Genomic DNA, 24984 nt, shown 5'->3' on the forward strand with positions numbered 1-24984 from the left:
ATTCCAATGACTGGGGTCTTTTTATTTTTCAGGTTGATTTCTTAATAAATAAAAGTCGTTCTCAAACAATTGCGAATCTTGATAATTATGTTATATCATAACGTTTTAGCATATTTGGATAATTCGGTTATGACGGTACGGTTTTCTTTTGGGCGGGTAATGTTGTCTGTTGCAGTGCTAAGTGTGTCATATGTGGCGCCTGTATTCACTCATTCGGCGTACGCAACGCCAAATGTGACGAATACATTGTCAATCAGTGCGGCTTTTGAATTCACCAGTTTAGATCCCTCAAAAAATGGCTTTATTTTCAGTCGCATGCAGATGTTAGAAACCTTGGTCGATGTCGATGAAAACGGTTTGTTGCTTCCAGCCTTGGCGAAAAGTTGGCAGGTAAGTGATGATGCTAAAACCTGGACATTTGAGCTACGTGATAAGGTGTATTTTCATGACGGCAGCTTAATGGATGCCGATGCGGTAGTGAACAGTTTGCGCATTGCGCAAGGAAAGCATGGTGCGTTAAGAACGGCACCTGTTACAAGCATCGAAGCGGTTGACGAAAGTACGGTGGCGATCACTTTGTCTCGTCCCTATATTTTGTTGGGTGCGGTATTGGCAAATTACGCCAACAGTGTTTTGTCGTTAGACGCGTATGGAAAGAATGGTGATGTGCTGGCGTTGTCAGGGACGGGACCGTATCAACTTTATCAATTTTCACCCCCGCATAAATTGGTGGTAGATAAGTTTGAGGATTACTGGGGAAAGAAAGCCAGTATTCCTTACGCAAGTTATTTGACGGGGCACCGTGCAGAAAGTCGAGTTTTACAAGCCAGAAGTGGTCAAGCCGATATTGTGTTTGGCTTGGATCCGGCTAGCTTGCCCTCTTTAAAGCGACTTCCGAACTTGGAAGTTCACTCTAATCCTATTCCGAGAACAATCGTGCTTAAGTTAAACAGCGGTCATCCTTTTATGAAGGATGTGAACGCACGTAAAGCCTTGAGTTTAGCGATTAACCGTCAAGGTATTGCGAAAGGGATTTTGCGTGTCCCAGGTTCTGAAGCGGACCAGCTTTTACCGACTTCTATGTCTAATTGGCACTTAGCCAATGTGACCAGCAAAACGGAAGCGGAGGCGGGTACACCAGAATCTCTGTTGGCGTCTTTGGGATGGAAGAAAAATTCAAACGGCATGTTGGAAAGAGAGGGTGTGCCATTTCATTTGACCATTATTACGTATGCGGATCGACCAGAACTGACCACGGTAGCGACGGCGATTCAAGCTCAATGGCAGGCGATTGGTATCGATACGAAAGTTGAAGTAACCAATTCCAGCGCCATTCCAATGGGGCATCAAGATGGTTCATTAGACGTTGCCTTGATCGCGCGTAACTATGGTTTTATTGCGGACCCGTTGGGCGTTATGCTGTCTGATTTTGGTTCCAATGGCGGAGGCGATTGGGGGGCAATGAATTGGAATAATGAAAAGCTAAGTGCCGATTTGATGACGTTAGAAGAAACGTCTGATCCAGTGAAATACAAAAAAATGGCTCAACACAGTGCTCAGATTATTTATGACGAGCGTCCCATGATTCCAGTGTCATCTTATGTTCAGCAGACGTCGGTGAATAAGCGTGTTAAAGGTTTTCGCTTTGATCCTTTTGAGCGTAGCTTTTATTTAAATGAAATGGAGTTCGTAAAATAATGAAAGCAATGCTTTTAAAAAGACTGCTTCAATTGGTCATAGTGGTTTGGGGAGTGGGTACTCTGACCTTTATTTTGATGCGCTCTTTACCTGGTGATATGGCATATCGAATTGCGGCTAGTCGTTATGGGCAAGACAATGTTGATTCTAATGCGGCGGCATTGGTACGAGAAGAGCTAAAGTTGGATCAAGGTGCTTTGACGGCTTATTGGCATTGGTTGACAGATCTTCTGCAATTTAAATTAGGCGATTCATTGGTCAGTGGTTTGCCCGTGATGGACACGGTTCAGCATATGTTAGGGCACTCTTTGATGTTGGCGTTTGCTGGTTTGATGGTGTCGGTTTTGATAGCGGTGCCGTTGGGATTGCTGAGTGCATGGCGAGGAAACCCTTTTGATTCGATTCTAATGAGTTTATCCAGTGTGATTCGAGCCATGCCGGTGTTTGTTTTAGGCGTATTGTTCATTTTGTTATTTGCTCTTCATTGGAATTGGTTTCCTGTGGCGGGTTTCGGCTCGCCTGCGCATTTGGTTTTGCCCGCTGTTACCTTGGCGTTGAGCTTGGCAGCGGTGTCCAATCGTGTGGTTCGAGATTCTGCCAAACGAACCTTTGCTGCGGCGTTTTATCAATTCTCGAAAGTGAAAGGATTGTCTGCTTGGCAGACATTTCGTCAGCATGGCGTGCGCAATATTGCGGTGCCAGTGGTGGCGTTTTTTGGCATCCAGTTAGTGAGCATGATTGAAGGGATTGTGATGATTGAGTCATTGTTTTCATGGCCGGGGATTGGGCATGGTTTGGCTCATGCGATTTTTGCCCGTGATATTCCAGTGATACAAGGCGCGGCTTTGGTGCTGGGGGTTTTGTTCGTTTTATTGAATACCTTGGTGGATGTTATCTGTTTATGGATTGATCCAAGAGGGGCGAAAACAGTATGAAGATGATTAAATCCCAATGGGTTGGCCTGTTTATTTTATTGGTCTTATTGGCGTTCTCGTTGTTGGGGATTGTATTTTCGCCTCATAGCATCTCCCAGCAAGATTTAAATGCGATTATGGAGCCGCCTTCTGCGGCACATTGGCTCGGTACAGATCATTTTGGCCGCAGCATGATGACGCGTATGGCGCATGCGATTGGCTTGTCTTTTGCCTTGAGTGTGTTGTGTGTGCTGACGTCTTCTTTGGTCGGTACAACGTTTGGTGTATGGGCGGTTTGGGGCGGAAAAAAAGTCGATAGTGCGCTGAATGTGATGGTCAATATATTGCTTGCCTTACCAGGCTTGGTGGTTGTGTTGTTGCTAGCGGCCATAGTTCCTGGTTCGTTTTTGATGCTGTATTTGGCGATTTCTTTAGTGCAATGGGTCGAATACTTCCGCGTGGTTCGAGCCGTAACTCAGGGTGTGATCCAAAGTCCAGCAAGACAATCTTCCGAGATGATGGGCTTTGGTCGCTGGTATCAGTTTAAACGCCATATTTGGCCTGCTATTTCCCCTTCGGTGTTCACTTTGGCGGCCTTTGGTGGTGCGAACGCGATTTTGACCATGGCGTCGCTAGGGTTTGTTTATGTCGGGATACAGCCACCCATGGCTGAACTTGGTTTGATGACGGTTGAACTGTTTCCTTATTACAGCGAAGCACCTTGGTTGTTGGCTCTGCCATTAATGGTTATTGCGTTGTTGGTGTTTTCATTTCATTTATTGGCAGGTAAACGAGCATGAGCGTATTGCTGAAATTAACCAATGTGGCGGTTTATGTGGGCGACGCTTGCTTGTTAGAGCCAATTTCTTTGGCGTTAAAGCAAGGTCAACCGTTGACGATACTGGGTCAAACGGGTTCGGGTAAAAGCTTGTTAGCGCAAGCTATTATGGGGTTATTGCCTACTGATTTGAGTGTGTCTGGAGACATAGAGGCATTTGGTAAGGTGATGACGATTGAAGAGCGTCAAGCTTTGTGGGGACGTGAAATGGTCATGTTACCGCAAGAGCCTTGGCATTCTCTTGATCCGTTAATGAAGGGCATTGATCAAGTCAAAGAGGTATATCAATTCGTGCGTGAGAAAGACCCGCAGGAAGCGCTAGCGATGGCCGAAGAGGATTTACGTCATGTTGGTTTGGCGGATAATGGCCATAAACGCGCGGATGAGTTGTCTGGCGGTATGGCACAACGACTGGCCATTGCGGCGGCGACAGCGGGTGGTGCGCATGTGATTTTGGCGGATGAGCCAACCAAAGGGCTGGATGTAACGCGCCGAGACGGCATAGTGCGGTTACTGCAAGCGCGTTCTAAGTTGGGTAGTTTGCTGACGATCACTCATGATGTGGCGGTTGCGCGCCAGTTGGGTGGTTTGTTATTGGTAATGAAAGAAGGTCGGTTAGTCGAGCAAGGTGAAGCCGCTCAAGTGCTTGATCATCCAAAAGACGATTACACACGTGAGTTGATCGCTGCCGAGCCCAGGGCTTGGCAAGATATGGCGCCAACAATGCGAAAGAACGACGCTGATGATATTTTAATCGCGGATAATGTGCGATTAGAGCGAGGAGGGAGAACCTTGTTTGACGGTTTGTCTTTCTCTATCAAACAGGGCGAAGTGGTGGGTATTGTCGGTGACAGTGGGTGTGGTAAATCCTCTCTTGGTGACGCCTTGCTTAACTTACTGCCTGTTTCTTCGGGTAAGCTGACTCGTTCTAATAAAACCGCTAAGCCACATCAGTGGCTGAAACTCTATCAAGATCCGCCTTCGGCGTTTTCATCTAGCGTTACATTGGGTCAGCTGCTTGATGATGTGGTGGATTTACATGGTATTGATAAAGCCCGTATTTCGCCTTTGATGGACCGGTTGAATTTACCTGAAGGCATTCTAGACCGTAATTGTTTGGCAGTGTCTGGTGGTGAATTGCAGCGTTTTGCGATTCTGCGGGCTCTGTTGTTGGATCCGGTGTTTTTATTTGCTGATGAGCCAACGTCACGTCTTGATCCGATTACCGCAAAGGAGGTCACTGGATTGTTGGTTGAGTTAGCAAGCGAAGCGGGTTGCGCGGTATTGTTGGTCAGTCATGATATGGACTTAGTCCGAAAGACGTGTCATCAGGTGGTGTCGATATAGCGACAGCTTTCATAAAGAGTGTGAAACAAACCAATAAAGCGCTGGATGTTACCGCGCTATAGGTTTCACTTTTGACTGGCGTATGGTCTAATTTTTCTTAATTGTATTTATTAGGAAAAAGCTCATGTTAAATAAACGTTGTGTGTCTGTTGTTCTATTGACTTCTGCTGCACTGTTAGGCTCCAGTAGTGTTTTGGCTTTTGATGACTACTGCACACCAAAACTCAATAAGTACTTGGAAAATGTTCAGAATACCGTAGATTCAAAATATATTTCGCAGCGTCAAAAAGACGTGGCGCAAAAGATCCTCGACAAAGTGAAGAATAGCCGCAATGAAACAGAAGATTGTGTTTTGATCGATAAATTATTGCCTTAGTTTTTGGGTTTTAAATGCAGCAAAATATTGATCTTCTGTTATGTTTTATAAATAGGATTAATCAAACTTTGCTTTGTGGTGTTTTGAATGCAGCCTCTTGAGGGGAAATGAATGGATCCATTACTGGCTTCTTTGAAAGTCGCTCGATCTCTTTTGGGGATGTCATGTTCGGGTTTACTTTTTGAAGACGGTCGTGTTGTTGTTTCTGGTGAAATTGCAGGTGTTGAGGCGGATGACTTATCTGCCTTGATGACTCATTGTTGTGACACTGCTTCTACACGATGGCTTGATGTTCTGTCGACGCCTTCCGCCCCATCGATATTCTCCAAGTACCCTCAAATAGCGTGTTGTATGATTGAGTGGTTGCCGACTCATCATGTGCGTTTGTTTTTCTTCAATGATTTGCCTTGTGCTCTTTCTGAAGAGAATATTGGCGAACATGTCGCTTCATTGGGTGCCATGTTGTCTGGTTTACTGCCGTCATTGCCCATAGCGAGTGCTCATAAAAAGACACGCTTCTTTGAGAATGATGAATTGTTGCCCTTCAACGATAGCCTTTCTGTGTATCTTGCGTTTTTGGACAGCGATTTACGTTACAGATACGTTAATCAGGCCTATGAAAAACGCTTTGGTTTATCAAAAGAGCTCATTCTTGGTAAGCATGTAAAAGACGTTGTCTCAGCTGACATGTTTGCAGTGATAGAAAATAAGTTGTTGGACGCTCTTCAAGGGAATGAGGTTCGTTTTCAATATAAAACAAGTCAAATGGCTGATATAGGGGGGCGGTTTAACGAATCGTCCTACATTCCTAGAATAGAGCACGGTGAAGTCACTGGTATTTATGTGTGTGTGCAGGATGTCACGCCTCAAAGAACCACAATGCAAACTCTTAAACGCTTGCACGAGGTGACGGCAAATTCAGCACTGAGTCTGGATGAGAAATTGCAGAAAATACTAAAAGTTGGCTCCGATCAATTTGCACTTCCCATCGGCCTTATCAGTTGCATCGAAGGCGATGTGTACACAGTGAAGTACAGCCATACGCCAAATGGTGAGGTGCTGCCTGGTACAGAATTTGAGTTAGGCAATACTTACTGTGTTCATACGCTCAGCAGTGATTTGCCCACGTCGTTTTTCCATACGGCGATAAGCGACATTAAAGAGCACCCGTGTTATGTGAATTTTGGTTTAGAAGCTTATATAGGGATCGTCGTTTATGTAAGAGGGAGGCGCTGGGGAACGCTTAACTTCTCAAGCCCCACACCTAAAACACAGCCTTTTAGTGAAGACGATTATGAAGTGATGAAATTGCTTGCTCAATGGGTTGGCAATGAAATGACCTTGGAACAAGATCGGGCGTTACAGCAACAATACGAAAATGAGTTGAAGGAACAAAAAATATTTTTTGAGTCCTTGTTTGTGAATGCGCCGGAAGCCATTGTGCTCGTCGGAGCTGACCGTAGAGTTAAGATGATCAACCCCGCATTTAGTGAACTATTTGGGTATCAACTTGATGAAATTAGAGGTCAAAGCACCCAGATGCTTTACGCGGAAGAGCGGGACTTCATTAAGCAAGGCGACGCCTACGATGTTACGACAGCAGACATTTTAAATCGCTATCGAGCTAGCTATATACACAAACAGGGCCATGTGTTCCACACGGAAACCATTGGCAGCCAAATTCGAAATGTGGATGGCAGTCTGGGTGGCTACATCGCGCATGTGCGTGATGTTAGTGAACGGCTAGAGGTCGAAAAGAAAATGATCGACACCAATTTGCGCCTGTCTATCGCAGCAGATGCGGCAGGAATTGGTGTTTGGGAGCTGGATTTACATACCGAAACATTAAATTGGGATGATTGGATGTATCGACTTTACGGTACATCACAACAAGCAGGTCTTTCTCCATTAGATTTATGGGAAGAATGTGTTTACCCAGAAGATAAAGTGAGGCTGCGAGGTGTTTTTCAAAATTTAAGCATGGAGGGATATCTCACCTCGCCAGAAGTCGCATTTATTTCAAAAGAACTCGATTTTGACTTTAAAATCGTACGTAAGGATGGACAAACACGTTACCTAAAATCGGATGCCATCCTCGTATTGGATAAAATGGGGCATGCATCACACCTAATTGGCGTCAATATGGACGTTACTTCCCGAAAAGAAACGGAAGTGTTGCTACGTGAAGCCAGTCAACAGGCTCTGGCTGCCAGTAAGGCCAAGAGTAACTTTCTTGCAACCATGAGTCATGAAATCCGTACGCCATTAAACGGTGTGTTGGGCATGGCTGAATTGTTGTCTGGTACCTCCCTTAATTTTGAACAGAGAGAACAACTGCGAGTCTTACAAGAGTCAGGTGAAGGTTTGTTGACTCTGATAAACGATTTATTGGACTTTTCAAAAATTGAAGCGGGGCATTTGTCGATTGAGAGAGTGGATTTTAATTTAGAGAAAACACTCTACGACATTGTCCGAATGTTGGTGATAAAAGCGGAAGAAAAAGGCATTGATCTGCTGGTGGAATACGCAGAAAACTGCCCTCGGTTTTTGGTGGGGGATGTTTTTAGAATTAAACAGATCTTAACCAACTTGATTAGTAATGCGATTAAATTTACTAACGAGGGCCATGTTTTAGTGACGGTAAATGGCATAACAAACAAGCAAGGTCAGGCAACATTAACCATCCATGTTGCGGATACCGGTGTTGGGATTGACAAAGCGGTTCAGCCTTTCTTGTTTAATGCCTTTGTGCAAGCGGATAGCTCAACAACACGGAAGTTTGGTGGCACAGGACTGGGACTGGCCATCACTAAGCAATTAATTGCTCTAATGCAGGGTGAAATCAGTTTGGTGAGTGAGCCTGATGTAGGTTCTACTTTTTCGGTTTGTCTGTCTTTGCCAGTGAGCCATGCGATCTCACACATTGAAACTGTGGTTAATGAAGACCTGTTGATTGGTAAAAAAACGCTGGTCATTGATGATAACGAAACCAATTTGACCATTTTAAAGAATCAATTACGTTCTTGTGATATTTATACCGACACAGAAGTGGACCCTGTTGAAGCGCTCTATCGAATTAAAAAAGCGATAGATGACGGTGTGCCGTATCAGATTGTCATTTTAGATTATATGATGCCTGAGCTGGATGGCTTAATGTTGGCGAAACTGATCCGAGAGGCAAGTGGCTCTACTCTGCGCCCCGTTATTTTAATGACGACTTCTGCTGGGTTGATTTCGAGTGAGAAATTGTCCGATGTGGGTGTGAATGTCAATGTGGCGAAGCCAATGACCGGGGTAATGTTAAAAAAAGGGCTGATCTCAGCCTTGTCAACGCATGTTATTGGTCGGCAGATTTCTTATTTTGACTCTAAAGACAAATCGCTGAGCGGGGTAGAAATACAGAGTGATGAACCGCCTAAAAAACGGGGGTTGGTCTTGGTTGTTGAGGATATGCGCGCCAACATGGCAGTTGCAAGAGGCATATTAGAGCGAATGGGGTTTGATGTATTAGGCGCTGAAAATGGCGCAATTGGTGTTGATATGTGGAAAGCACACCAACCTGATTTTATCTTTATGGATTTGCACATGCCAGTGATGGATGGTCTATCGTCAATGCGACATATTCGACAGGCTGAAAAAAGCACAGGTAGAGAACGAGTGCCAATTCTGGCATTGACTGCAGATGTTATGTCAGACACCCTTGCTGAAGTGTTTCGTGCTGGTGGTGATGGGTTAGTACCTAAACCATTTAAGCAACAGGAGTTTATCGCTATGTTAGATAAATGGTTCCCTAGAGATCGATCCCCTGAGGTTGAGCAAGTGGATATTGAAAAAGTGTCTGCAAAAACAGCATCGATGGCGTCCGCTGTGGCGCAGATTGATACTGGTGTCTTGGTGGAGTTAAAAGCATTACTTGGAAATGATTTTCTATTATTGTTGGAAGCGTTCTACAGTGATGCGGACCAGATAACAGCGTCTTTTAGTGACATGTTAAAACGCCCCGATGAGCCAGACTATGATGCTATTCATAAATTGGCTCACAGTTTAAAGTCGGTAAGTTTGAGTGTTGGTGCTCGATTGCTATCCTCTATGGCTGAGCAACTTGAAAAAGAAAGTCGGCAACAAGATATTCCTGAGCTAAGCGCGAAGTTACGAGACATCATTGATCGCTATCACTTAGCAAAAAATGAACTTAAAAAAATAGTAGTGACCTTATGAAGATTCTCATCGCTGATGACACGAATACGGACAGATTACTGTTAAAGTTATACATTACTAAGCTAGGGTATCGTGTCGTCGAAGCCAGTAATGGACAGGAAGCGATAGATCAATTTATTGAGCATTCACACGACCTAGATTTGGTGTTGATGGATGTTCAAATGCCCATTATAAATGGCTTTGACGCCGTCAAGGCGATGCGGAATATTCAAGAGCAGCAAAAACAAGAATGGATCCCCGTCATTTTTCTCAGTGCCAGCGCCGAAGAAGATGATGTGGAAGACGGGATTTTAGCTGGCGGCGACGATTACTTGATTAAACCTATTGGCCAGAAAGTGTTGGCGGCCAAAATGTTATCGATGAAGCGTATTGCTGATATGCGACGTCGTTTGGTGGAATCAAACTCCGTTCTTGAACGTTTGGCTGCGACCGACTATTTGACGGGAGTTGCCAATCGGCGATCATTTGAAATGACATTGGGCAAAGAAATGCAAGTAGCCAAAGAGCAGGGTTTATCAATGGCCTGCGCGATGTTTGACCTAGATAAGTTTAAAGTAGTGAATGATACCTACGGGCACGATGCTGGTGATGCGGTGTTGGTAGAGATTATGAAGCGCATGAAAGCGAGTGTAAGAGACATTGATTCGATAGGGCGATTGGGCGGAGAAGAGTTTGGAATACTTCTACCCAATATTTCTGAATCTGAAGCGAAGGACACATTCACTCGATTTTTAAGTGTCGTGTCGGATGCTCCAGTGGTGTATGAAGATACAGAAATCGCGGTTACAACGAGCATTGGTGTGGCCGTTTACTGTGGCGATGATGAAGATAAAAAATCATTGTTAAAGCGCGCTGACGAATGCTTGTATGAAGCAAAAGACACTGGAAGGAATAAAGTGGTTCTTAACTCCCGCGTTACATCTTGAGAGTGTTTACTTGCAAATATTCCAACACGCTATACTTTAAAAATCGTTTGTCTTAAAAGATATGTCGCTTGAATAGTCACAAAAAAGCCGAAACTCCTAGGCGTTTCGGCTTTTTTGTATTTGCTCGAAGTGAATGAATTACGCTACGGCAGAGTCTGAATTTTCTGTCACTTTTTGGTTTACGGTGGCCAATAAAGCTTGAATAGAGGCAGACACAATGTCGTTATCAATTGCCACACCATTAAAACGATCACCATCGATATTGGCTTGAACATACGCAATCGCTTGTGAGTCGCTGCCAACAGTTAATGCGTGTTCTTGGTACTGGATAATATCAACGCGCATGTTGAAATGCTTGCCAAGTGCTTCACTGAAAGCTGACAAAGCGCCATTGCCATTTCCTGTGATTTTGACACTTGTATTATTACCGGTTAATTCTGCGTGAACGGTATCTACATCGTCTTTCGCAAGGTCGTACTTGCCCAATTTGTATGGCGTGGTGCCTGTCATGAAGTTGTTTTCAAACAAATTTTTCATGGATTCGGCATCAACTACACCACCGTCTTTTTCTGCAAATGCTTGCACGATTGGGCTGAATTCTACTTGCAACCAACGTGGCAAAGCCAAGCCGTATTCTTGCTCAAGAGTATAAGCAACACCACCTTTGCCTGATTGGCTGTTTACGCGAATCACTTCCTGGTAGCTACGACCTACATCACGAGGGTCAATTGGCAAGTACGCCACATCCCAAGGTTTGTCGTCGGTTTGGTTAGCCAAACATTTTTTAATCGCGTCTTGATGAGAGCCAGAGAAGGCGGTAAACACCAATTCGCCAGCGTATGGGTGACGCGGGTGAACTTGTAACAAGGTGCAAGCTTGAACCACGCTTATGATGCGGTCCATATCGCCCAACGCCAACTCTGGATCAATACCTTGGCTGTAAATGTTCATCGCCATGGTGACGATGTCCATGTTGCCTGTGCGCTCGCCGTTCCCTAGCAATGTGCCTTCGATACGGTCTGCGCCAGCCATTACGCCTAATTCTGCTGCCGCTACACCACAACCACGGTCATTGTGTGTGTGCAAGCTTACAATCATGCTGTCGCGTTGTTTGACGTTACGGCAGAAGTATTCAATTTGGTCTGCGTAGCGGTTAGGTGTGGACACTTCTACCGTCGCTGGCAAATTGATAATGATTTTGTTTTCTGGTGTTGGCTGCCAAACCTCGGCAACCGCATTAACGACTTCAATGGCGTAGTCTATTTCTGTGCCAGTAAAGCTTTCAGGTGAGTATTGAAATACCCATTCTGTTTCAGGGTGTTTCGCTGCATGGTCTTTTACGCATTTAGCGCCATTCACGGCGATTTGCTTAATGCCTTCCATGTCCATGCGGAATACTTGCTCACGTTGCGTGGTAGACGTTGAGTTATAAACGTGAACGATGGCTTTTTTCGCACCTTTTAGAGATTCGTAAGTGCGCTCGATCAACTCTGGGCGAGCTTGAGTCAATACTTGAATGTAAACATCGTCTGGCACTTGATCTTCTTCGATCAACCAACGCACAAAGTCAAAATCCAATTGTGAGGCAGCCGGGAAGCCGACTTCGATTTCTTTAAATCCAACGTCTACTAGTAGGGCGAAAAATTGTTTCTTTTGATCCACTGTCATTGGCTCAACCAAGGCTTGGTTGCCGTCGCGTAGGTCAACGCTAGACCAAATTGGTGCTTTGGTGATGGTTTGATCTGGCCACGTGCGGTTTGTAATGGCGACTGGTTTGAATGGAGTATACTTAGTATGGTCAAAAGATGTCATGATCTTTCCCTTCTTCATGTCGTTGAGCGGGTAAGCTCTGGTTGTTAATGCGTCACTTGGTTAAGTGATTCTTTATGCTTCTATCATAGCGAATTTTATTGGGTAAAAGATTGCGTTTTTTGTGGAATTTTCAATGTGAATGGCATTATATTGCGTATAACATGAAAAAATTAGCAATTTGGAGTCGCTATAATGGCTTTTGATAAAATCGACTTAAATATTTTGCGTGAACTGCAGCAAGATTCTAGCTTAACAAACCAAGAGTTGGCGGATCGAGTAGGGTTGTCAGCGTCTCCTTGTTTGCGTCGTGTAAAAGCACTAGAGGATATTGGCGTAATTGATCGAAAGGTGACCATCTTAAAAAAGTCGAGCTTAGGGTTAAAATTGACGGCCTTTTTGCAAATCAGCATGGACCGACATACTCCGGATCGATTTAGTGTGTTTGAAGATGAAGTGGACGCGTTTCCTGAAGTAAGGAACTGCAATCTAGTGACAGGTCAAAATTGTGATTACTTGTTGGAGGTTGTTGTTGAGGATATGGAGAAATACCACGATTTTCTATTAGGAAAATTAACACGTATTCCTGGCGTGACCGGTGTTCAGTCAAGCTTTTTGCTACGCAGTGTAAAAGAAAGTACTTCTTTGCCACTGGATCATTTGATTTAAAAGCTTATTTCCTTATTTAGTATTGATATTTTAGCTTTTGACCAAATTAATGAGCGTTATACTTGTACTAAGTAGATACAGTAAAAAATCCCTAGTAGAGAAGATGTGATGAGTGATTTGACAATTAAACGTCGAGTAATGATCCCCGTGAGGGCGGGCGACGTGATGGCTGAGTTTATTTCCTTTAACGGCGATGACTCAGGCAAAGAACATATAGGGATATTTTTTGAAGGACAAAACACACCGGCAGAATCGAAGGTGCCATTAGTACGTTTGCATTCAGAATGTTTGACGGGGGATGTATTCGGCTCCGGGCGATGTGATTGTGGTGAGCAGCTTGATGAAGCAATTGATCGAATAAATGAAGAAGGTGGCTATATCCTTTATTTGCGTCAAGAAGGTCGTGGCATTGGTTTGTACGCAAAGTTAGAAGCGTATGCCTTGCAAGATAGGGGGTATGATACTTACCAAGCCAATGAGATGCTGCACTTGCCTGATGATGGGCGTGACTTTGGGGTGGCGGCAGAAATGTTGAAAGCATTGGAGGTTAAAGAGGTGCGTTTATTGACCAATAACCCTGACAAAGCGCAACAATTGGTTGAGCATGGCATTGACGTTGTTGAGTTGGTGCCAACCAAGGTGCATGTGAATCAGCATAACCGATCGTATTTAGAAACTAAAGCAAAGCGAAAACAACATACCTTGAAGTTTGATTAAAGCGATTTAAGAGTGTGGTAGCCTCCTGCATGGGGGCTTTTTTTTGCTTAAAACTTTGTGTTTGCGTTTTTTTTTATTATTCTTGACGTTGTTGTTACATGGTTTGCTTTTCTCAATTCATATCAATGTGGGCATAACGATGAAAAAAAGCCTTGTTTTACTCCTACTTGCTTTCTCTTCTTCTGCGTTCTCTGCTGACGCAGTAATTGGTATTTATTGTCAGGAAAATACCAATGGCGCTAAGGTTTATCTAAATGACAGTTATAAGTTTGATTGTGAAGATTTTCAGCGGGAGGCATTTTTAGTAGATGAGGGAACGTATCAAATTCGAGCGGTGTTAAGCGTAAATAAAGAAAAGGAGAAAATTTTCTCAGCCTCTATAGAGGCTTCTTCTAGTCGCCCACAGCGAGTAAGAGTTATCTTACCAGCTGCATCACTAACCGCATATGGTGTAGAGATGAAAGTACTTCGTGATCAAGAAGCTGCTCGGCGCTTAGCATTAGAAAAAGAAAGGAAGCTAGCAGCGGCAGTGAAATCCGATATAGAGAAATCTGAAAAAGGCGACCTTAAGGCGATTCAACGTTTAATTTCCCGCTATCAAACGGGTGACGGCGTAGATCAAGACCCACAAAAAGTTAGCTTTTGGACTGATCAATATCAGGCCTTGAAAAAGGAAAAAGATCGTCAAATAAAACTGGCAGCGCTTAATAAAGAGTTGGAAGCGAATCCTTATTTTTATTGGTTGGGTTTGTCTCCACGAGCGATAGAAAACTCTAACTCAAGCGCAAGTTCAACGATGGTGACAGGTTTGCCGAGTTTGACCGTTGTTGATTTACTATCGTCTCCCTCTATTTACTCAACTCGTCGAGGTATACAAAACCGAATAGAAGACTTGGAGGTGCATGCTGTTCGTTGGGCGAACCCTGACTCAATGGTCGCGCAAGCCTCCCAGTAATATTTTATGAGTTTTTTTGTCGCGTGCCGTCTTGGATGTTTGGTGATCTTGTTAGCACTATCAGGTTGTGCCTTTCATAGAGCAGACGTATCAAGAGTTGGTTCTTGCAATATTGAGGCAGATGGCGTGTTACAAAAAAAGGCCCCTAAACTGATTGCTCAGGCATCAGCTCAGCCTGATTTGTGTCATGCAATTTCTGCGTTGTCACGAGAGGAAATAGCACAAGATGATACGACCTCTGCTCTCAATACAGCAGGCATAATAGCCGATCAACGTTTTATGTATGTACAATCACTGGTTTCGGATAGGCATAGACAAGATGTGGTGAGCTTCTCTTCGCTTTTGATGGCTTATTTGACTCAAGCCGATTTTGAGTGCCGACATCCTATTTACGCATCCTATTTTAGAAAGCGCTTCGATGGTCAGTTAAATTACGATCATTGTCTTCAATCCGTGCCTTTTTTTCTATTTGACACGCATGTTGGTGGGCAGCTTGTTACGGTTGATCCGAGAGCTGTGCGAGAAATACATTTGGTCTTTGCTTCAGAAGGGAAGGGGGTTGCTTCTTCATTTGGTCATGTTTCTGTACGTTTTTTAGTGTGTCCTGATGTGAGCTCATCGCTTCTGGACTGTCGCAAGAATCTTCTTAATCACATTTTTCTAGGCTATGTCGCACGGATTGATGGAATGGAGATGGACCTTTTAAAAGGTTTAGTTGGTGGGTATGACGCGCATTTGTTCGGCTCCACGTTCCGGGAAGTTTTTCGCAGTAATACCGTATTGGCTGACCGTGATGTCTATTCGCTGCCTTTGAATCTTAGTGAAAATGAAATAATACAGATCGTGCGTGATTTGTCAGAGATTCACTGGGCATATCGAGGAAATTATCGATTCATTACCGCCAATTGTGCGACTTTGTTGCAGGATTTGTTAAATCAAGCCCTTGGGTTGGAGGAGGAAGAAGAAACCGAGTTAGATTTTTTACGTCCTGATTCATTATTTAGCGCTTTGCGTGATAGTAAGTTGGCCCGTGGTGATGTATTTGCATCATTAGCGTTGGCGGAACAGCAAGGCTATTTTTTTCCGCGTAACCGTATTTATTACCAGCAGGCTTTGGATTATTTGCAGAGCAATATAGCTGACTATCCTTTTTATTCTTTAGATGAATACGGTCAGACCCGCGCTTCGGCCAGATTAATTGCTTTGCTTTCTGACGATGCTATTTATAAAGCATTTCAGCGAAATGAACGACTTGTTGAAGCACAGCGCTTGCTTGAGGAAAGATGGTTAATGTTGCTGTGGTTTGAGTCTTTTCAGCAGGTAGTCTCTATCATTGTGGAGCTAAATTTAATTCAGCTTCTTGAAGTAAAAATAGCGCAAATGTCAGATGGCGAGGATAAGCAATTATTGCTGCAGTGTTATATGCAGCCTTTGCGACAAATTAGTAGGGAAGTCGAACGATTCAATGGAATACCGAGTGTGTCGCAGTTACCCGAATACATCTTTGATAAACGACGGAGCTGCCATTCCCAAGAAGCTCAACAGCGTGTATTCGACGTTATTAACTCTGCGTTAGTGTCGGATAATTCATTGATTAAAAAGCTAAAAGGGCTAGAGCATGAATTGGCGCAGGCATTGGACAATATAGAGACATTAGAGAGGTTTTTTTAATGAATCGCTTCATGGTAATTAGCTTTTTAGTAGGGTTGGGCTTTGCGTCTCATGTACACGCAGAGTCATCTAAAGACGATGCAATGTCATTGTTGGATCAACTGGACCAACTGGATCAATTGGATGAGATTGAGTTTAATGAAGCTGTAGATAAGGCCTATGATTGCGCTGAAAACGAACGTTTTAATTGTGCGGATCGTGAAATAAAAAGGGCGCGGGCTTTGGTTTTTGATAAAGCTTCAAGCGTTACTCTGGCTGAACTTGTGACGTATCGCAAAAAACAAGAAGACTTTTATAATGAACAAAAGCGTCTGGCTGCACAGATAAAACTGGAAGAGCAGTGTGCGTCTAGTTGTCCAAGGTCTGAAGAATATGGCATGTGCGTAGTGGGAGATATGATTCATTACTATTGTACTGACGTCCCTGCGCCGAGAAGAAATGATTCATCTTCAAGTAGCTCCAATAGTACTCTTGCGGCATTTAGTGCTGCATTGAATCAAGTGAATAGCCAATTGCAGGCAGATTTGGCTCGTCAGCAAGCAGACTTTCAGAGGCAGATGCAGCAATATGAAGCCCAACGTCAAGAGCGTGAGCTTCGTAAACAAGAACAACAAGCTCAGCAACGACGTTTGCAACAGCAGCAGCAAAATGCCTTGGCGATACAGCAGCAACAGCAAGAGCAAGCTAGACGTCAAGCGGAGCAAAGGCGTAAAGCTGAAGAGGAAAGGCGCTTAGCTAACGAAGCCCGTAAGCGTGAGCAAGAAGCTCGAAGGTTAGCAAGGCAAAGGGAGAATGAGCAGGAGGAAGCCAATAAACTGGCCTATCTGGGAAGTCTAAAAGCAGGTACTCGCCTTGCGGCTCGAAATTGTTTTGGGGAAAGTCATGTATACGGTGTATTGCCAAGCATACAACCTAGACTGGTGAGTTGTGTTAATGTGAGTTTTACTGTGCAATGTCCAGCCAGCAGTGTGGTTCAGTATCGGGGAGTATTGAACAATATGATCAGTAATACTGGCGGGTGTTATGGTGACACGGTGCAAGTACCAAACTCTATTTCTTGTCCAGTAGATCAATTTGTCGTCAGAGCGACCAGTGTTGAAGGTTGCTGAGTATAAAAGGGCGCATATTGCGCCCTTTAAGATAATGGTCTTTGGCTATTTTTTGCTTGGGGCAGGCTTCTTCTTGCTTTTTTTCTTATTGCTTGGTGAGCGAGCTTTGGTTTTAGGCTCAAGCCCCTCAATGCGACCAAACTTGATGTTGGCTTGCATAAAACGTTGAATCTTTTCGATCATTGGTAGGTCGTTAATGTCGATTAACGAGATGCAATCACCCGGTGCGCCTTCACGTGAAGCTCGACCCGCTCGGTGAATGTAGGAGTCTGCTTTGCGTGGTAAACGCAAGTTAATGACGGTGTTGATTTCTGGTAGATCAATGCCGCGGGACGCAACGTCCGTTGCGACCAAGACCTGTAGGCGGCCGCGTTTCATTTGTTTCATGTGCTCACTGCGGTCGCCTTGCTTCATCTCGCCATGCAAGCCGTCACACATTAACCCCATTTTGCGAATTCGTTGAACCCAGACGTCTACGTGTTCGCGGTTGGATACGAATAACACGGCTTGTTGCACACGTTCTTGCGTGAGTAGGTGTTTCAAAACGGCTTCTTTGTGTTCTTCACTGTCTACGCGGTAAGCAATTTGACGGATTTGGCTCGGTACAGTGCGAGCAGATTCACCCAGACGAATTTGCTGAGTTTCACTGTTCAAAAGTGCACTTGCAAAGCGCCCCATTTTTTCGCCTTCAAGTGTGGCTGAGAACATCAGAGTTTGGTGTTCTGTTGGTAGCTCTTTAGCAATGTGATTGATGGCGTTTACAAAGCCCATGTCCAACATGCGATCGGCTTCGTCGATAACAAAGTACGATACATCCGTGAGATCCAGCCATTGCTTTTCATCCAGTTCGACAAGGCGCCCTGGCGTAGCGACTAGGACATCGCACGGTTCGCTCAGTTGTTGTTGCTGCATGCCATAAGGCGTGCCGCCAATAATGAGCTGCGATTGGATGCGAGTATGTTTTGTGAGTTGTTCTACCACATTAAAAATTTGACGGGCTAGCTCACGACTAGGGGCTAAAATAAGCACTTTAGGGGCGGTGGTGGATTGCTCGTCACGGTCAAGGATGTGCTGAATCGCTGGTGCGCAAAATGCAATGGTTTTTCCTGTGCCAGTCGGTGCGGTGGCCAGAAGATCAGAGCCATCTAAGGCGATAGGAATGGCTTGTTCTTGGATTTCCGTTGGGGATTCAAAGCCAAGATCACTAATGGCTTGTTCAATGGTGAAATCCAAATCTAATTCAGCAAATGACATGTAAACTCTCTGTAGCGGGATAAATGGCAAGACCATTTATGAAAATCATTGGTTAACCATGACAATCATAAATCTACTATGGTTATCATAATAAATATCGAGGTATGGCCACTATAATGGACTGTATTTGCATTCATGATACCTTGTTTTTTGTGGATTCGAAATCTAAACATCAGTGGATGGCTTGATAAGTTAGACCCTGTGTTGGCTTTGCTCTAAAATACAAACAAATATTGATAAGAAGACAAGATATGTTGCTATCGGATGAGTTGGTCACCACCCAAACTATGTCGTGGGTGAAAGAGTTTATTGTGGCGTTGAATGTTTGTCCTTTCGCCAAGCGAGAAGTAGAACGCGAAACAGTGCGCTGTGTGGTATTGCGTTCAAAAAAAATGGATGTGGCGTTGGAAGAGCTGATGGCGGAAGTGCAGTGGCTTGATGAACACCCTGAAACAGAAACGACTTTGTTGATTTTTCCTACGTTGTTTAAAGACTTTCATCGCTATTTGGACTTTGTTGAAACAGCGGAAAATGTCATGTTTGACCAAGGGTGCGAAGGCGTTTATCAGTTGGCAACGTTCCACCCGGATTATTGTTTTTCTGGCGCCGAACCGAACGATGTGTCCAATTACACGAATCGATCGCCTTATCCTATGTTACATCTTTTGAGAGAGGCGAGTGTTGATAAAGCGATTGAGTTTTATGGTGATACGTCTGATATCCCCAATCAAAATATAGAAAAAATGGAAACGCTTGGAAAGACAAAACTAGACGATATGTTTGCTGGTTGTATGAAAGCCGAGAGTGAATGAGCGTTGAAATTAAACTGTCTGTATTGCGCTTAAAAATGAAGTGCGTATAGTGCGAAAAAAATTGCTTGCCGGAGAACGCATGGCTACTCAAATTGGGCGCTTAAACATATTAAGAGTCGTTAAAGAAAAAGATTTTGGTGTGTATTTAGACGCCGACCTCCTAGGCGAAATATTGTTGCCTAAACGTTATGTACCAAAAGGCGTTGGTATAGATGATGAAGTCGAGGTGTTTGTTTACCTTGATTCAGATGATAAATTGATTGCGACAACCGACTTCCCTAAAGCGCAAGTAGGTGAGTTTGCTGCATTGACTTCCATTGCGGTTAACCAAGTGGGTGCGTTTTTTGACTGGGGATTGCCAAAAGATTTATTGGTGCCTTTCAGTCAACAGAAGAATCGAGTGGAAGAAGGCGAAACGCACCTTTTGTTTATTTACTTGGATCAAATAACAAACCGTATTGTTGCTACGACTAAGGTAGATGCTTTATTAAATCGAGAAGAGGCTCCTTACCGAGTGGGTGACAAGGTTTCTATCATTATCGGAGATAAAACCAACATCGGCTTTAAGTGTGTTATCGATAACCGCTTTTGGGGTGTTTTGTTTTTTGAAGACGCTTTTAGGCAATTGCGTAAAGGCGAAAAAACAGTGGGTTTTATTAAGCAAATGCGAGAAGACGGTAAAATCGACTTAAGTTTGCAAGAAGTCGGCTATAAGAAAGTTCGAAACATTTTAGATGATATTTTGGACTACTTAGACGCTCATGGCGGCGAGTCTCCGTTGACGGATAAAGCCTCTCCAGAAGCCATATATGCGGTTTTTAAAGTCAGTAAAGCGACGTATAAAAAAGCCCTTGGCGCATTGTACAAAGAAAAGAAAATTCTTCTGACAAAAGAAAAAATCACAAAAATTTAGTCGTCACTGTTGATTTGCTAAAAAGCTGCTAAGGAAGACTTAGCAGCTTTTTTTTGACTTCTTCACGTTGTTCTGCAAAGGCAACACCATTGTATAGTAATCTCTGAACGGGAAGTTCAATCGGGCTGTTTGCCAACAAGAACCCTGAAATAAAACTGTTTTCCGTTTGTCTGTGTAGGCGAATGTCTTCATGCATCGACGAGCGATTAAGTCGCGTTAACTGGGCAACGGTATGCACTCTGTTTTTTAAATTTTCCGAAGTGAGGTGCTGGCTTTCTTGGGCGTAACTGAATTGTGGGTGAGTAAAAACACTGGACAGTTCGGTCAGTGTGGCTTCAACTAAAGGTTTAAATTCGTCATTTAATATGTCGCCATTATGTATGTTGAAAATGGCTGTGATAGGGTTAATGACGGCATTTACCGCCAGTTTTTCAATCATTCTTTGGTGAATGTTGGTTACCGTCATGTTGTCAACAGGGAACTCTTTGGGTTCTGATTGCGTACGCCATTGACCGAAGTAAGTGTCTCCAAGGCCAGTGTGCTTAATATGGTTGCTTTCGATCTTTAGTACGCCTTCGCTGGTGGTTCCAGCCCACAATGTTTGGGTATCTAGCAAGGTGCTTTGCAGCTCTTCTTGCGCGCCAATGCCGTTACACAAACAAGCGATGTCTGCGTTTTCGGTGACATGATCAGCGATTTGTAAGAAAGCGTCTTTAAGATCGAAAGACTTAGTGCACAGTAGGACCTTGTCATATTGATCGGTTAGTTCGCTGGCTTTGAAGCTTTTAATTTTATGCTTGGATTCACTGACCTGCTGTTGTCCTTCTTCATCGGTCAATGATTCTAGGGTGATTTTTTTTCCGGGACTCTCAGATCGATACACAAGATGGACTTTATTGCCGAGCTTTTCTAGCTTACAGGCCCAAAAAAGACCAATAGCGCCAGCGCCGATGACTAACCAAGGCGTGTTCTTCATAAATAGGTTTCCATTAGGTGTTTTATTTCAATCCCTGTTATTATCGCGCCAAAATACATTATTTGGAAATGCTAAGGAGCAGAAAATGCCATCATTTGACGTAGTATCCGAGTTGAATTGGCACGAAGTCAGCAATGCTGTCGATCAGGCCAACAGAGAAATTACTACACGTTATGATTTTAAGGGCGTAAAAGCGCATTACGAAATTAAAGATAAATCCAGTGTCGTAATGGAAGCGGAAGCCGAGCCCCAACTTCGCCAAATGTCTGATATTTTGAATCAAAAGTTGGTAAGTCGTGGGATTGACCTGAAAAGTCTGGAAAAAGAAAGTGTTGTTAAAGGCAATATGCGCGCTTCTCAAGCCGTTAAAATGAAAGAAGGTTTGGAAACAGACGAAGCGAAAAAGATCGTTAAAATGATCAAAGACAGCAAAGCGAAAGTGCAAGCTCAGATTCAAGGTGATCAATTGCGCGTAACGGGTAAGAAGCGAGATGACCTTCAGCAGGTAATGGCTTTATTGCGTGGTGCGGATTTGGCTCAGCCAGTGCAATTTACGAATTTTAGAGATTAGTCTTGATTTACGAGAGCCAAGTGAAAGAATAATGACCTGTTTTGTTGTTTATTTTGCTTGGCTCTTTTCATTCAGTACGAGTTTTGTTCCCACGATTACCCAGCCTTCTTGTTCCAGCCTTTCTCTCTGCCTGACATAAGCGTCTGAATTTTCTGTAAAGCTGATTCTTTTTTGTGCGTTTACGACTCTGTGCCAAGGCAGTTTGGTGTCTTTAGGGAGTGTTTTCAACAGGGTGCCAACATGGCGGGCATATCCGGGGAAGCCGGCTTGCTTGGCCAGTTCCCCATAGGCGATGTATTGTCCGAACGGAACCTCGCTTAATATAAGTAGTACTTGAGATTTAAAATGCAACATTGCTTGATTAGTCAAAGGTTCGCCCATAGATATCATGTATTGTTCGAATTTAAGTATGACATAAAGAAGGTGATTATGAGATTTGCACTGTTACTTTTTATTTTGGTGCCCATTGTCGAGATGACAGTGTTGATTCAAGTCGGCAGCAAAATTGGTGCGCTGGCGACGGTTGGTTTGGTTTTTTTGACGGCCATTATTGGTGTGACTTTGATTCGTAAACAAGGTCTGGAAACGTCGTTAAAAGCGCAGGAAAAAATGCGTCGTGGAGAGTTACCTGCAGCTGAAGTGGCGGAAGGGGTAATGTTAATCTTCGCTGGTTTGTGTTTGTTGATTCCAGGCTTTGTAACCGATGCCATAGGGGCGCTGTTATTGGTGCCACCACTAAGAAAGCTTTTTGCGGCGGGTCTCATTGTGAAATTCATCAGTTCAATGATGGCGCGCGGCACGCAATGGCGTGCGGGACAAGGGACATATTCTTCCCGTGATGGAGACATTATCGAAGGGGAATATGTTCAGGATGATAATGATTTAATAGATAAAAAATAATTCACTGCTTGGGTTGAAATACGAATTACTAGCCGTATATAAAACCTCGATAGAGATTCTTGCTTTTAGAAAGCGAGATAAGTCCTGCCAGGGGCGTCCTGGTATTGTTTTAATTGGAGAAAATGATTGATGAATATTCGTCCTTTGCACGATCGTGTCGTTGTTCGCCGTAAAGAAGAAGAGACAACAACCGCATCTGGTATCGTTCTGCCTGGATCTGCTACAGAAAAGCCTACACAAGGCGAGGTTTTGGCTGTAGGCACTGGCCGTATTCAATCTAATGGTGACGTGCAAGCGTTGGCTGTTAGCGTTGGTGACACTGTGTTGTTTGGTCAGTACTCAGGTCAAACAGTGAAAATCAATGGTGAAGAACTACTTATTATGAAAGAAGACGAAATTTACGGCGTTGTTGAAGCCTAATTTGTCCTGGTAGTTCATATTCGATTTGTAACACTTAAAACAGTTAAAGGTATAAAAGAATGTCAGCTAAAGAAGTAAAGTTTGGAGATAGCGCACGTCAGCAAATGCTGAAAGGTGTTAATGTTCTTGCGGATGCAGTGAAAGTCACGTTGGGACCTAAAGGTCGTAACGTTGTCATTGAAAAATCTTTTGGCTCACCGTTAGTGACAAAAGATGGCGTCACTGTAGCTAAAGAAATCGAACTTGAAAACAAGTTTGAAAACATGGGCGCGCAAATGGTTAAAGAAGTGGCATCTCAAGCAAATGATGTTGCTGGTGATGGTACAACAACGGCGACAGTATTGGCTCAAGCGCTTGTTACTGAAGGTCTAAAATCCGTTGCAGCGGGTCGTAATCCAATGGATCTTAAGCGCGGTATCGACAAAGCTGCGGCGGCTGTTGTTAAAGAAATTGCAGAATTGTCTACGCCTTGCGCTGATACTCGTGCAGTGGAGCAAGTGGGTACTATTTCTGCGAACTCTGATTCTTCTGTAGGTAAAATCATTGCAGAAGCGATGGAGCGTGTTGGTAAAGAAGGTGTTATCACAGTAGAAGAAGGTTCTGGTTTTGATGACGAACTGGCTGTGGTTGAAGGTATGCAGTTTGATCGCGGCTACTTGTCTCCTTATTTCATTAACAACCAAGAAACAATGAGTGCGGAACTAGAAAACCCATTTATTTTGTTGGTTGATAAGAAAATTTCCAATATCCGCGAATTGCTTCCTGTATTGGAAGGTGTTGCTAAGGCATCTCGTCCTTTGTTGATCATCGCTGAAGATGTTGAAGGTGAAGCGCTTGCTACACTTGTTGTCAACAGCATGCGTGGCATTGTGAAAGTGGCGGCGGCAAAAGCGCCAGGTTTTGGTGATCGTCGTAAAGCTATGCTAGAAGACATCGCGGTTCTTTCTGGTGCGACTGTTATTTCTGAAGAAGTGGGCTTGAGCCTTGAAACGGCGACTCTTGAGCAGTTGGGTACAGCGAAGCGCGTTACACTGACTAAAGAAAGCACAACTATTGTTGATGGTGCAGGCGTTGCCGCTAACATCACAAGCCGTGTTGAGCAGATCCGTGCTGAAATTGCGAACTCTTCTTCTGACTACGATAAAGAAAAACTTCAAGAGCGTGTTGCTAAATTGGCAGGCGGTGTTGCTGTTATCAAAATTGGCGCAGCAACTGAAGTAGCTATGAAAGAGAAGAAAGCGCGCGTTGATGATGCGCTTCACGCAACGCGTGCAGCAGTAGAAGAAGGCGTAGTTGCTGGTGGTGGTGTTGCATTGGTTCGCGCACTAACTAAAGTGGTTGGTCTTGTTGGCGATAACGAAGATCAAAACGTCGGTATCGCTTTGGCTTTACGTGCGATGGAAGCGCCAATGCGTCAAATCGTAACAAACGCAGGTGACGAAGCGTCAGTTGTGGTTGATAAAGTAAAACAAGGTGAAGGTAACTACGGTTACAATGCAGCAACTGGTGAGTACGGCGATATGTTGGAAATGGGTATCCTAGATCCAGCCAAAGTAACGCGTTCTGCACTTCAAGCGGCGGCATCGGTTGCTGGTCTTATGATCACAACAGAAGCAATGATCGCTGATTTACCAAAAGAAGATGCTGGCATGCCTGATATGGGTGGCATGGGCGGAATGGGTGGCATGGGAGGGATGATGTGATCCTTCCCTAACCCATTGAAGTTAAAGGAGCCTCGCTGTTTAGCGGGGCTTTTTTTTATACTTCGATTGCACTAGTTATGTTTTTTGATAGGTTGAATTGAGAGTAGGTTTCGATAGCGTCTATACTTGTTTATAACGGCTGCTGAATAGCGTGATTTGTTGGTGGTTTTGTTCAAGTAGGAGTAAAC

22 protein-coding genes are annotated in these 24984 nt (G+C 44.0%); 18 read left to right on the forward strand and 4 right to left on the reverse strand.

Annotation, left to right across the window (positions count from 1 at the left end; genetic code table 11):
• Positions 1-129: 129 nt before the first annotated feature.
• From AABA11_RS07010 to AABA11_RS07040, 7 genes are all read left to right on the forward strand, one after another.
• Positions 130-1698 (forward strand): ABC transporter substrate-binding protein, encoded by a 1569-nt coding sequence (locus tag AABA11_RS07010; protein ID WP_338266545.1) that lies wholly within the window; start codon positions 130-132, stop codon positions 1696-1698.
• A complete protein-coding gene (locus AABA11_RS07015) occupies positions 1698-2633 on the forward strand; it encodes an ABC transporter permease (RefSeq protein WP_338266547.1) in 936 nt (311 codons plus the stop codon). Before AABA11_RS07010 ends, AABA11_RS07015 begins: the two co-directional genes overlap by 1 nt.
• Complete coding sequence (locus tag AABA11_RS07020; protein ID WP_338266551.1) at positions 2630-3412, forward strand: ABC transporter permease; 783 nt, start codon at positions 2630-2632, stop codon at positions 3410-3412. Before AABA11_RS07015 ends, AABA11_RS07020 begins: the two co-directional genes overlap by 4 nt.
• Positions 3409-4797, forward strand: a complete 1389-nt coding sequence (locus tag AABA11_RS07025) for an ABC transporter ATP-binding protein (RefSeq protein ID WP_338266553.1) — start codon at positions 3409-3411, stop codon at positions 4795-4797. The genes AABA11_RS07020 and AABA11_RS07025 overlap by 4 nt, the downstream gene beginning before the upstream one ends.
• Positions 4798-4921: 124 nt before the next feature.
• Positions 4922-5173 carry a hypothetical protein gene (locus AABA11_RS07030; protein ID WP_338266556.1) on the forward strand — a complete coding sequence of 84 codons (252 nt, stop codon included), beginning with the start codon at positions 4922-4924 and terminating at the stop codon, positions 5171-5173.
• 111 nt (positions 5174-5284) lie between these two features.
• Positions 5285-9391 (forward strand): response regulator, encoded by a 4107-nt coding sequence (locus AABA11_RS07035; protein ID WP_338266558.1) that lies wholly within the window; start codon positions 5285-5287, stop codon positions 9389-9391.
• Positions 9388-10317, forward strand: coding sequence for a GGDEF domain-containing response regulator (locus AABA11_RS07040; protein ID WP_338266560.1), 930 nt, complete (start codon positions 9388-9390; stop codon positions 10315-10317). Before AABA11_RS07035 ends, AABA11_RS07040 begins: the two co-directional genes overlap by 4 nt.
• A 138-nt stretch (positions 10318-10455) precedes the next feature.
• Here the strand turns inward: AABA11_RS07040 and leuA are convergent, their stop codons facing one another.
• Positions 10456-12129 carry a 2-isopropylmalate synthase gene (leuA, locus tag AABA11_RS07045; RefSeq protein WP_338266563.1) on the reverse strand — a complete coding sequence of 558 codons (1674 nt, stop codon included), beginning with the start codon at positions 12127-12129 and terminating at the stop codon, positions 10456-10458.
• Positions 12130-12321: 192 nt separating this feature from the next.
• Between leuA and AABA11_RS07050 the strand changes: the two genes are divergently transcribed.
• From AABA11_RS07050 to AABA11_RS07070, 5 genes are all read left to right on the forward strand, one after another.
• Positions 12322-12795: an Lrp/AsnC family transcriptional regulator gene (locus AABA11_RS07050; protein WP_409371072.1), complete on the forward strand. Its 474-nt coding sequence runs from the start codon at positions 12322-12324 to the stop codon at positions 12793-12795.
• 108 nt (positions 12796-12903) lie between these two features.
• Positions 12904-13512, forward strand: coding sequence for a GTP cyclohydrolase II (gene ribA / locus AABA11_RS07055; protein ID WP_265727712.1), 609 nt, complete (start codon positions 12904-12906; stop codon positions 13510-13512).
• A gap of 139 nt (positions 13513-13651) precedes the next feature.
• A complete protein-coding gene (locus AABA11_RS07060; RefSeq protein WP_338266565.1) occupies positions 13652-14467 on the forward strand; it encodes a hypothetical protein in 816 nt (271 codons plus the stop codon).
• A gap of 48 nt (positions 14468-14515) precedes the next feature.
• Entirely contained in the window at positions 14516-16138 is a 1623-nt protein-coding gene (locus tag AABA11_RS07065; RefSeq protein WP_338266567.1) for a lipoprotein N-acyltransferase Lnb domain-containing protein, read from the forward strand.
• Complete coding sequence (locus tag AABA11_RS07070) at positions 16138-17247, forward strand: hypothetical protein (RefSeq protein WP_338266568.1); 1110 nt, start codon at positions 16138-16140, stop codon at positions 17245-17247. The genes AABA11_RS07065 and AABA11_RS07070 overlap by 1 nt, the downstream gene beginning before the upstream one ends.
• Positions 17248-17292: 45 nt before the next feature.
• Here AABA11_RS07070 and AABA11_RS07075 read toward each other — a convergent pair whose 3' ends face one another.
• A complete protein-coding gene (locus AABA11_RS07075) occupies positions 17293-18501 on the reverse strand; it encodes a DEAD/DEAH box helicase (protein WP_338266571.1) in 1209 nt (402 codons plus the stop codon).
• 251 nt (positions 18502-18752) lie between these two features.
• On the opposite strand from AABA11_RS07075, the gene AABA11_RS07080 reads away from it, so the two are divergent.
• Together AABA11_RS07080 and AABA11_RS07085 are read left to right on the forward strand one after the other, a co-directional pair.
• Positions 18753-19313 (forward strand): DUF1415 domain-containing protein, encoded by a 561-nt coding sequence (locus tag AABA11_RS07080; RefSeq protein WP_338266573.1) that lies wholly within the window; start codon positions 18753-18755, stop codon positions 19311-19313.
• Positions 19314-19392: 79 nt separating this feature from the next.
• Complete coding sequence (locus AABA11_RS07085; RefSeq protein WP_338266574.1) at positions 19393-20226, forward strand: CvfB family protein; 834 nt, start codon at positions 19393-19395, stop codon at positions 20224-20226.
• 28 nt (positions 20227-20254) lie between these two features.
• On the opposite strand, the gene AABA11_RS07090 is transcribed toward AABA11_RS07085, so the two are convergent.
• On the reverse strand, positions 20255-21202 hold the full coding sequence (locus AABA11_RS07090; protein ID WP_338266576.1) for a ketopantoate reductase family protein: 948 nt from the start codon (positions 21200-21202) through the stop codon (positions 20255-20257).
• A gap of 85 nt (positions 21203-21287) precedes the next feature.
• Between AABA11_RS07090 and AABA11_RS07095 the strand changes: the two genes are divergently transcribed.
• Positions 21288-21773, forward strand: a complete 486-nt coding sequence (locus tag AABA11_RS07095) for a YajQ family cyclic di-GMP-binding protein (protein ID WP_265727721.1) — start codon at positions 21288-21290, stop codon at positions 21771-21773.
• A gap of 48 nt (positions 21774-21821) precedes the next feature.
• On the opposite strand, the gene AABA11_RS07100 is transcribed toward AABA11_RS07095, so the two are convergent.
• Entirely contained in the window at positions 21822-22142 is a 321-nt protein-coding gene (locus AABA11_RS07100) for an MGMT family protein (RefSeq protein ID WP_265727722.1), read from the reverse strand.
• A 60-nt stretch (positions 22143-22202) separates the two neighbouring features.
• Between AABA11_RS07100 and AABA11_RS07105 the strand changes: the two genes are divergently transcribed.
• The 3 genes from AABA11_RS07105 (at position 22203) to groL (ending at position 24796) form a co-directional block, all read left to right on the forward strand.
• Complete coding sequence (locus AABA11_RS07105) at positions 22203-22673, forward strand: FxsA family protein (protein ID WP_265727723.1); 471 nt, start codon at positions 22203-22205, stop codon at positions 22671-22673.
• 129 nt (positions 22674-22802) lie between these two features.
• Positions 22803-23093, forward strand: coding sequence for a co-chaperone GroES (locus AABA11_RS07110; protein ID WP_024022707.1), 291 nt, complete (start codon positions 22803-22805; stop codon positions 23091-23093).
• A gap of 59 nt (positions 23094-23152) precedes the next feature.
• The gene (gene groL, locus AABA11_RS07115) at positions 23153-24796 is read left to right on the forward strand and encodes a chaperonin GroEL (RefSeq protein WP_265727724.1); all 1644 of its coding nucleotides are present in this window, start codon (positions 23153-23155) and stop codon (positions 24794-24796) included.
• Positions 24797-24984 lie beyond the last annotated feature (188 nt).

Source organism: Marinomonas pontica (assembly GCF_036322735.1).
GTDB lineage: Bacteria > Pseudomonadota > Gammaproteobacteria > Pseudomonadales > Marinomonadaceae > Marinomonas > Marinomonas pontica.

Excerpts from the sequence above, each read along its gene's own strand:
- AABA11_RS07075 (WP_338266571.1), bottom strand. The coding sequence starts at position 18,501 with ATGTCATTTGCTGAATTAGATTTGGATTTCACCATTGAACAAGCCATT.
- leuA (WP_338266563.1), bottom strand. The coding sequence starts at position 12,129 with ATGACATCTTTTGACCATACTAAGTATACTCCATTCAAACCAGTCGCC.
- AABA11_RS07070 (WP_338266568.1), top strand. The coding sequence starts at position 16,138 with ATGAATCGCTTCATGGTAATTAGCTTTTTAGTAGGGTTGGGCTTTGCG.
- AABA11_RS07035 (WP_338266558.1), top strand. The coding sequence starts at position 5,285 with ATGGATCCATTACTGGCTTCTTTGAAAGTCGCTCGATCTCTTTTGGGG.
- AABA11_RS07110 (WP_024022707.1), top strand. The coding sequence starts at position 22,803 with ATGAATATTCGTCCTTTGCACGATCGTGTCGTTGTTCGCCGTAAAGAA.
- AABA11_RS07010 (WP_338266545.1), top strand. The coding sequence starts at position 130 with ATGACGGTACGGTTTTCTTTTGGGCGGGTAATGTTGTCTGTTGCAGTG.
- AABA11_RS07050 (WP_409371072.1), top strand. The coding sequence starts at position 12,322 with ATGGCTTTTGATAAAATCGACTTAAATATTTTGCGTGAACTGCAGCAA.
- AABA11_RS07080 (WP_338266573.1), top strand. The coding sequence starts at position 18,753 with ATGTTGCTATCGGATGAGTTGGTCACCACCCAAACTATGTCGTGGGTG.
- groL (WP_265727724.1), top strand. The coding sequence starts at position 23,153 with ATGTCAGCTAAAGAAGTAAAGTTTGGAGATAGCGCACGTCAGCAAATG.
- AABA11_RS07040 (WP_338266560.1), top strand. The coding sequence starts at position 9,388 with ATGAAGATTCTCATCGCTGATGACACGAATACGGACAGATTACTGTTA.
- AABA11_RS07020 (WP_338266551.1), top strand. The coding sequence starts at position 2,630 with ATGAAGATGATTAAATCCCAATGGGTTGGCCTGTTTATTTTATTGGTC.
- AABA11_RS07105 (WP_265727723.1), top strand. The coding sequence starts at position 22,203 with ATGAGATTTGCACTGTTACTTTTTATTTTGGTGCCCATTGTCGAGATG.
- AABA11_RS07090 (WP_338266576.1), bottom strand. The coding sequence starts at position 21,202 with ATGAAGAACACGCCTTGGTTAGTCATCGGCGCTGGCGCTATTGGTCTT.
- AABA11_RS07015 (WP_338266547.1), top strand. The coding sequence starts at position 1,698 with ATGAAAGCAATGCTTTTAAAAAGACTGCTTCAATTGGTCATAGTGGTT.
- AABA11_RS07095 (WP_265727721.1), top strand. The coding sequence starts at position 21,288 with ATGCCATCATTTGACGTAGTATCCGAGTTGAATTGGCACGAAGTCAGC.
- ribA (WP_265727712.1), top strand. The coding sequence starts at position 12,904 with ATGAGTGATTTGACAATTAAACGTCGAGTAATGATCCCCGTGAGGGCG.
- AABA11_RS07025 (WP_338266553.1), top strand. The coding sequence starts at position 3,409 with ATGAGCGTATTGCTGAAATTAACCAATGTGGCGGTTTATGTGGGCGAC.
- AABA11_RS07085 (WP_338266574.1), top strand. The coding sequence starts at position 19,393 with ATGGCTACTCAAATTGGGCGCTTAAACATATTAAGAGTCGTTAAAGAA.
- AABA11_RS07060 (WP_338266565.1), top strand. The coding sequence starts at position 13,652 with ATGAAAAAAAGCCTTGTTTTACTCCTACTTGCTTTCTCTTCTTCTGCG.
- AABA11_RS07030 (WP_338266556.1), top strand. The coding sequence starts at position 4,922 with ATGTTAAATAAACGTTGTGTGTCTGTTGTTCTATTGACTTCTGCTGCA.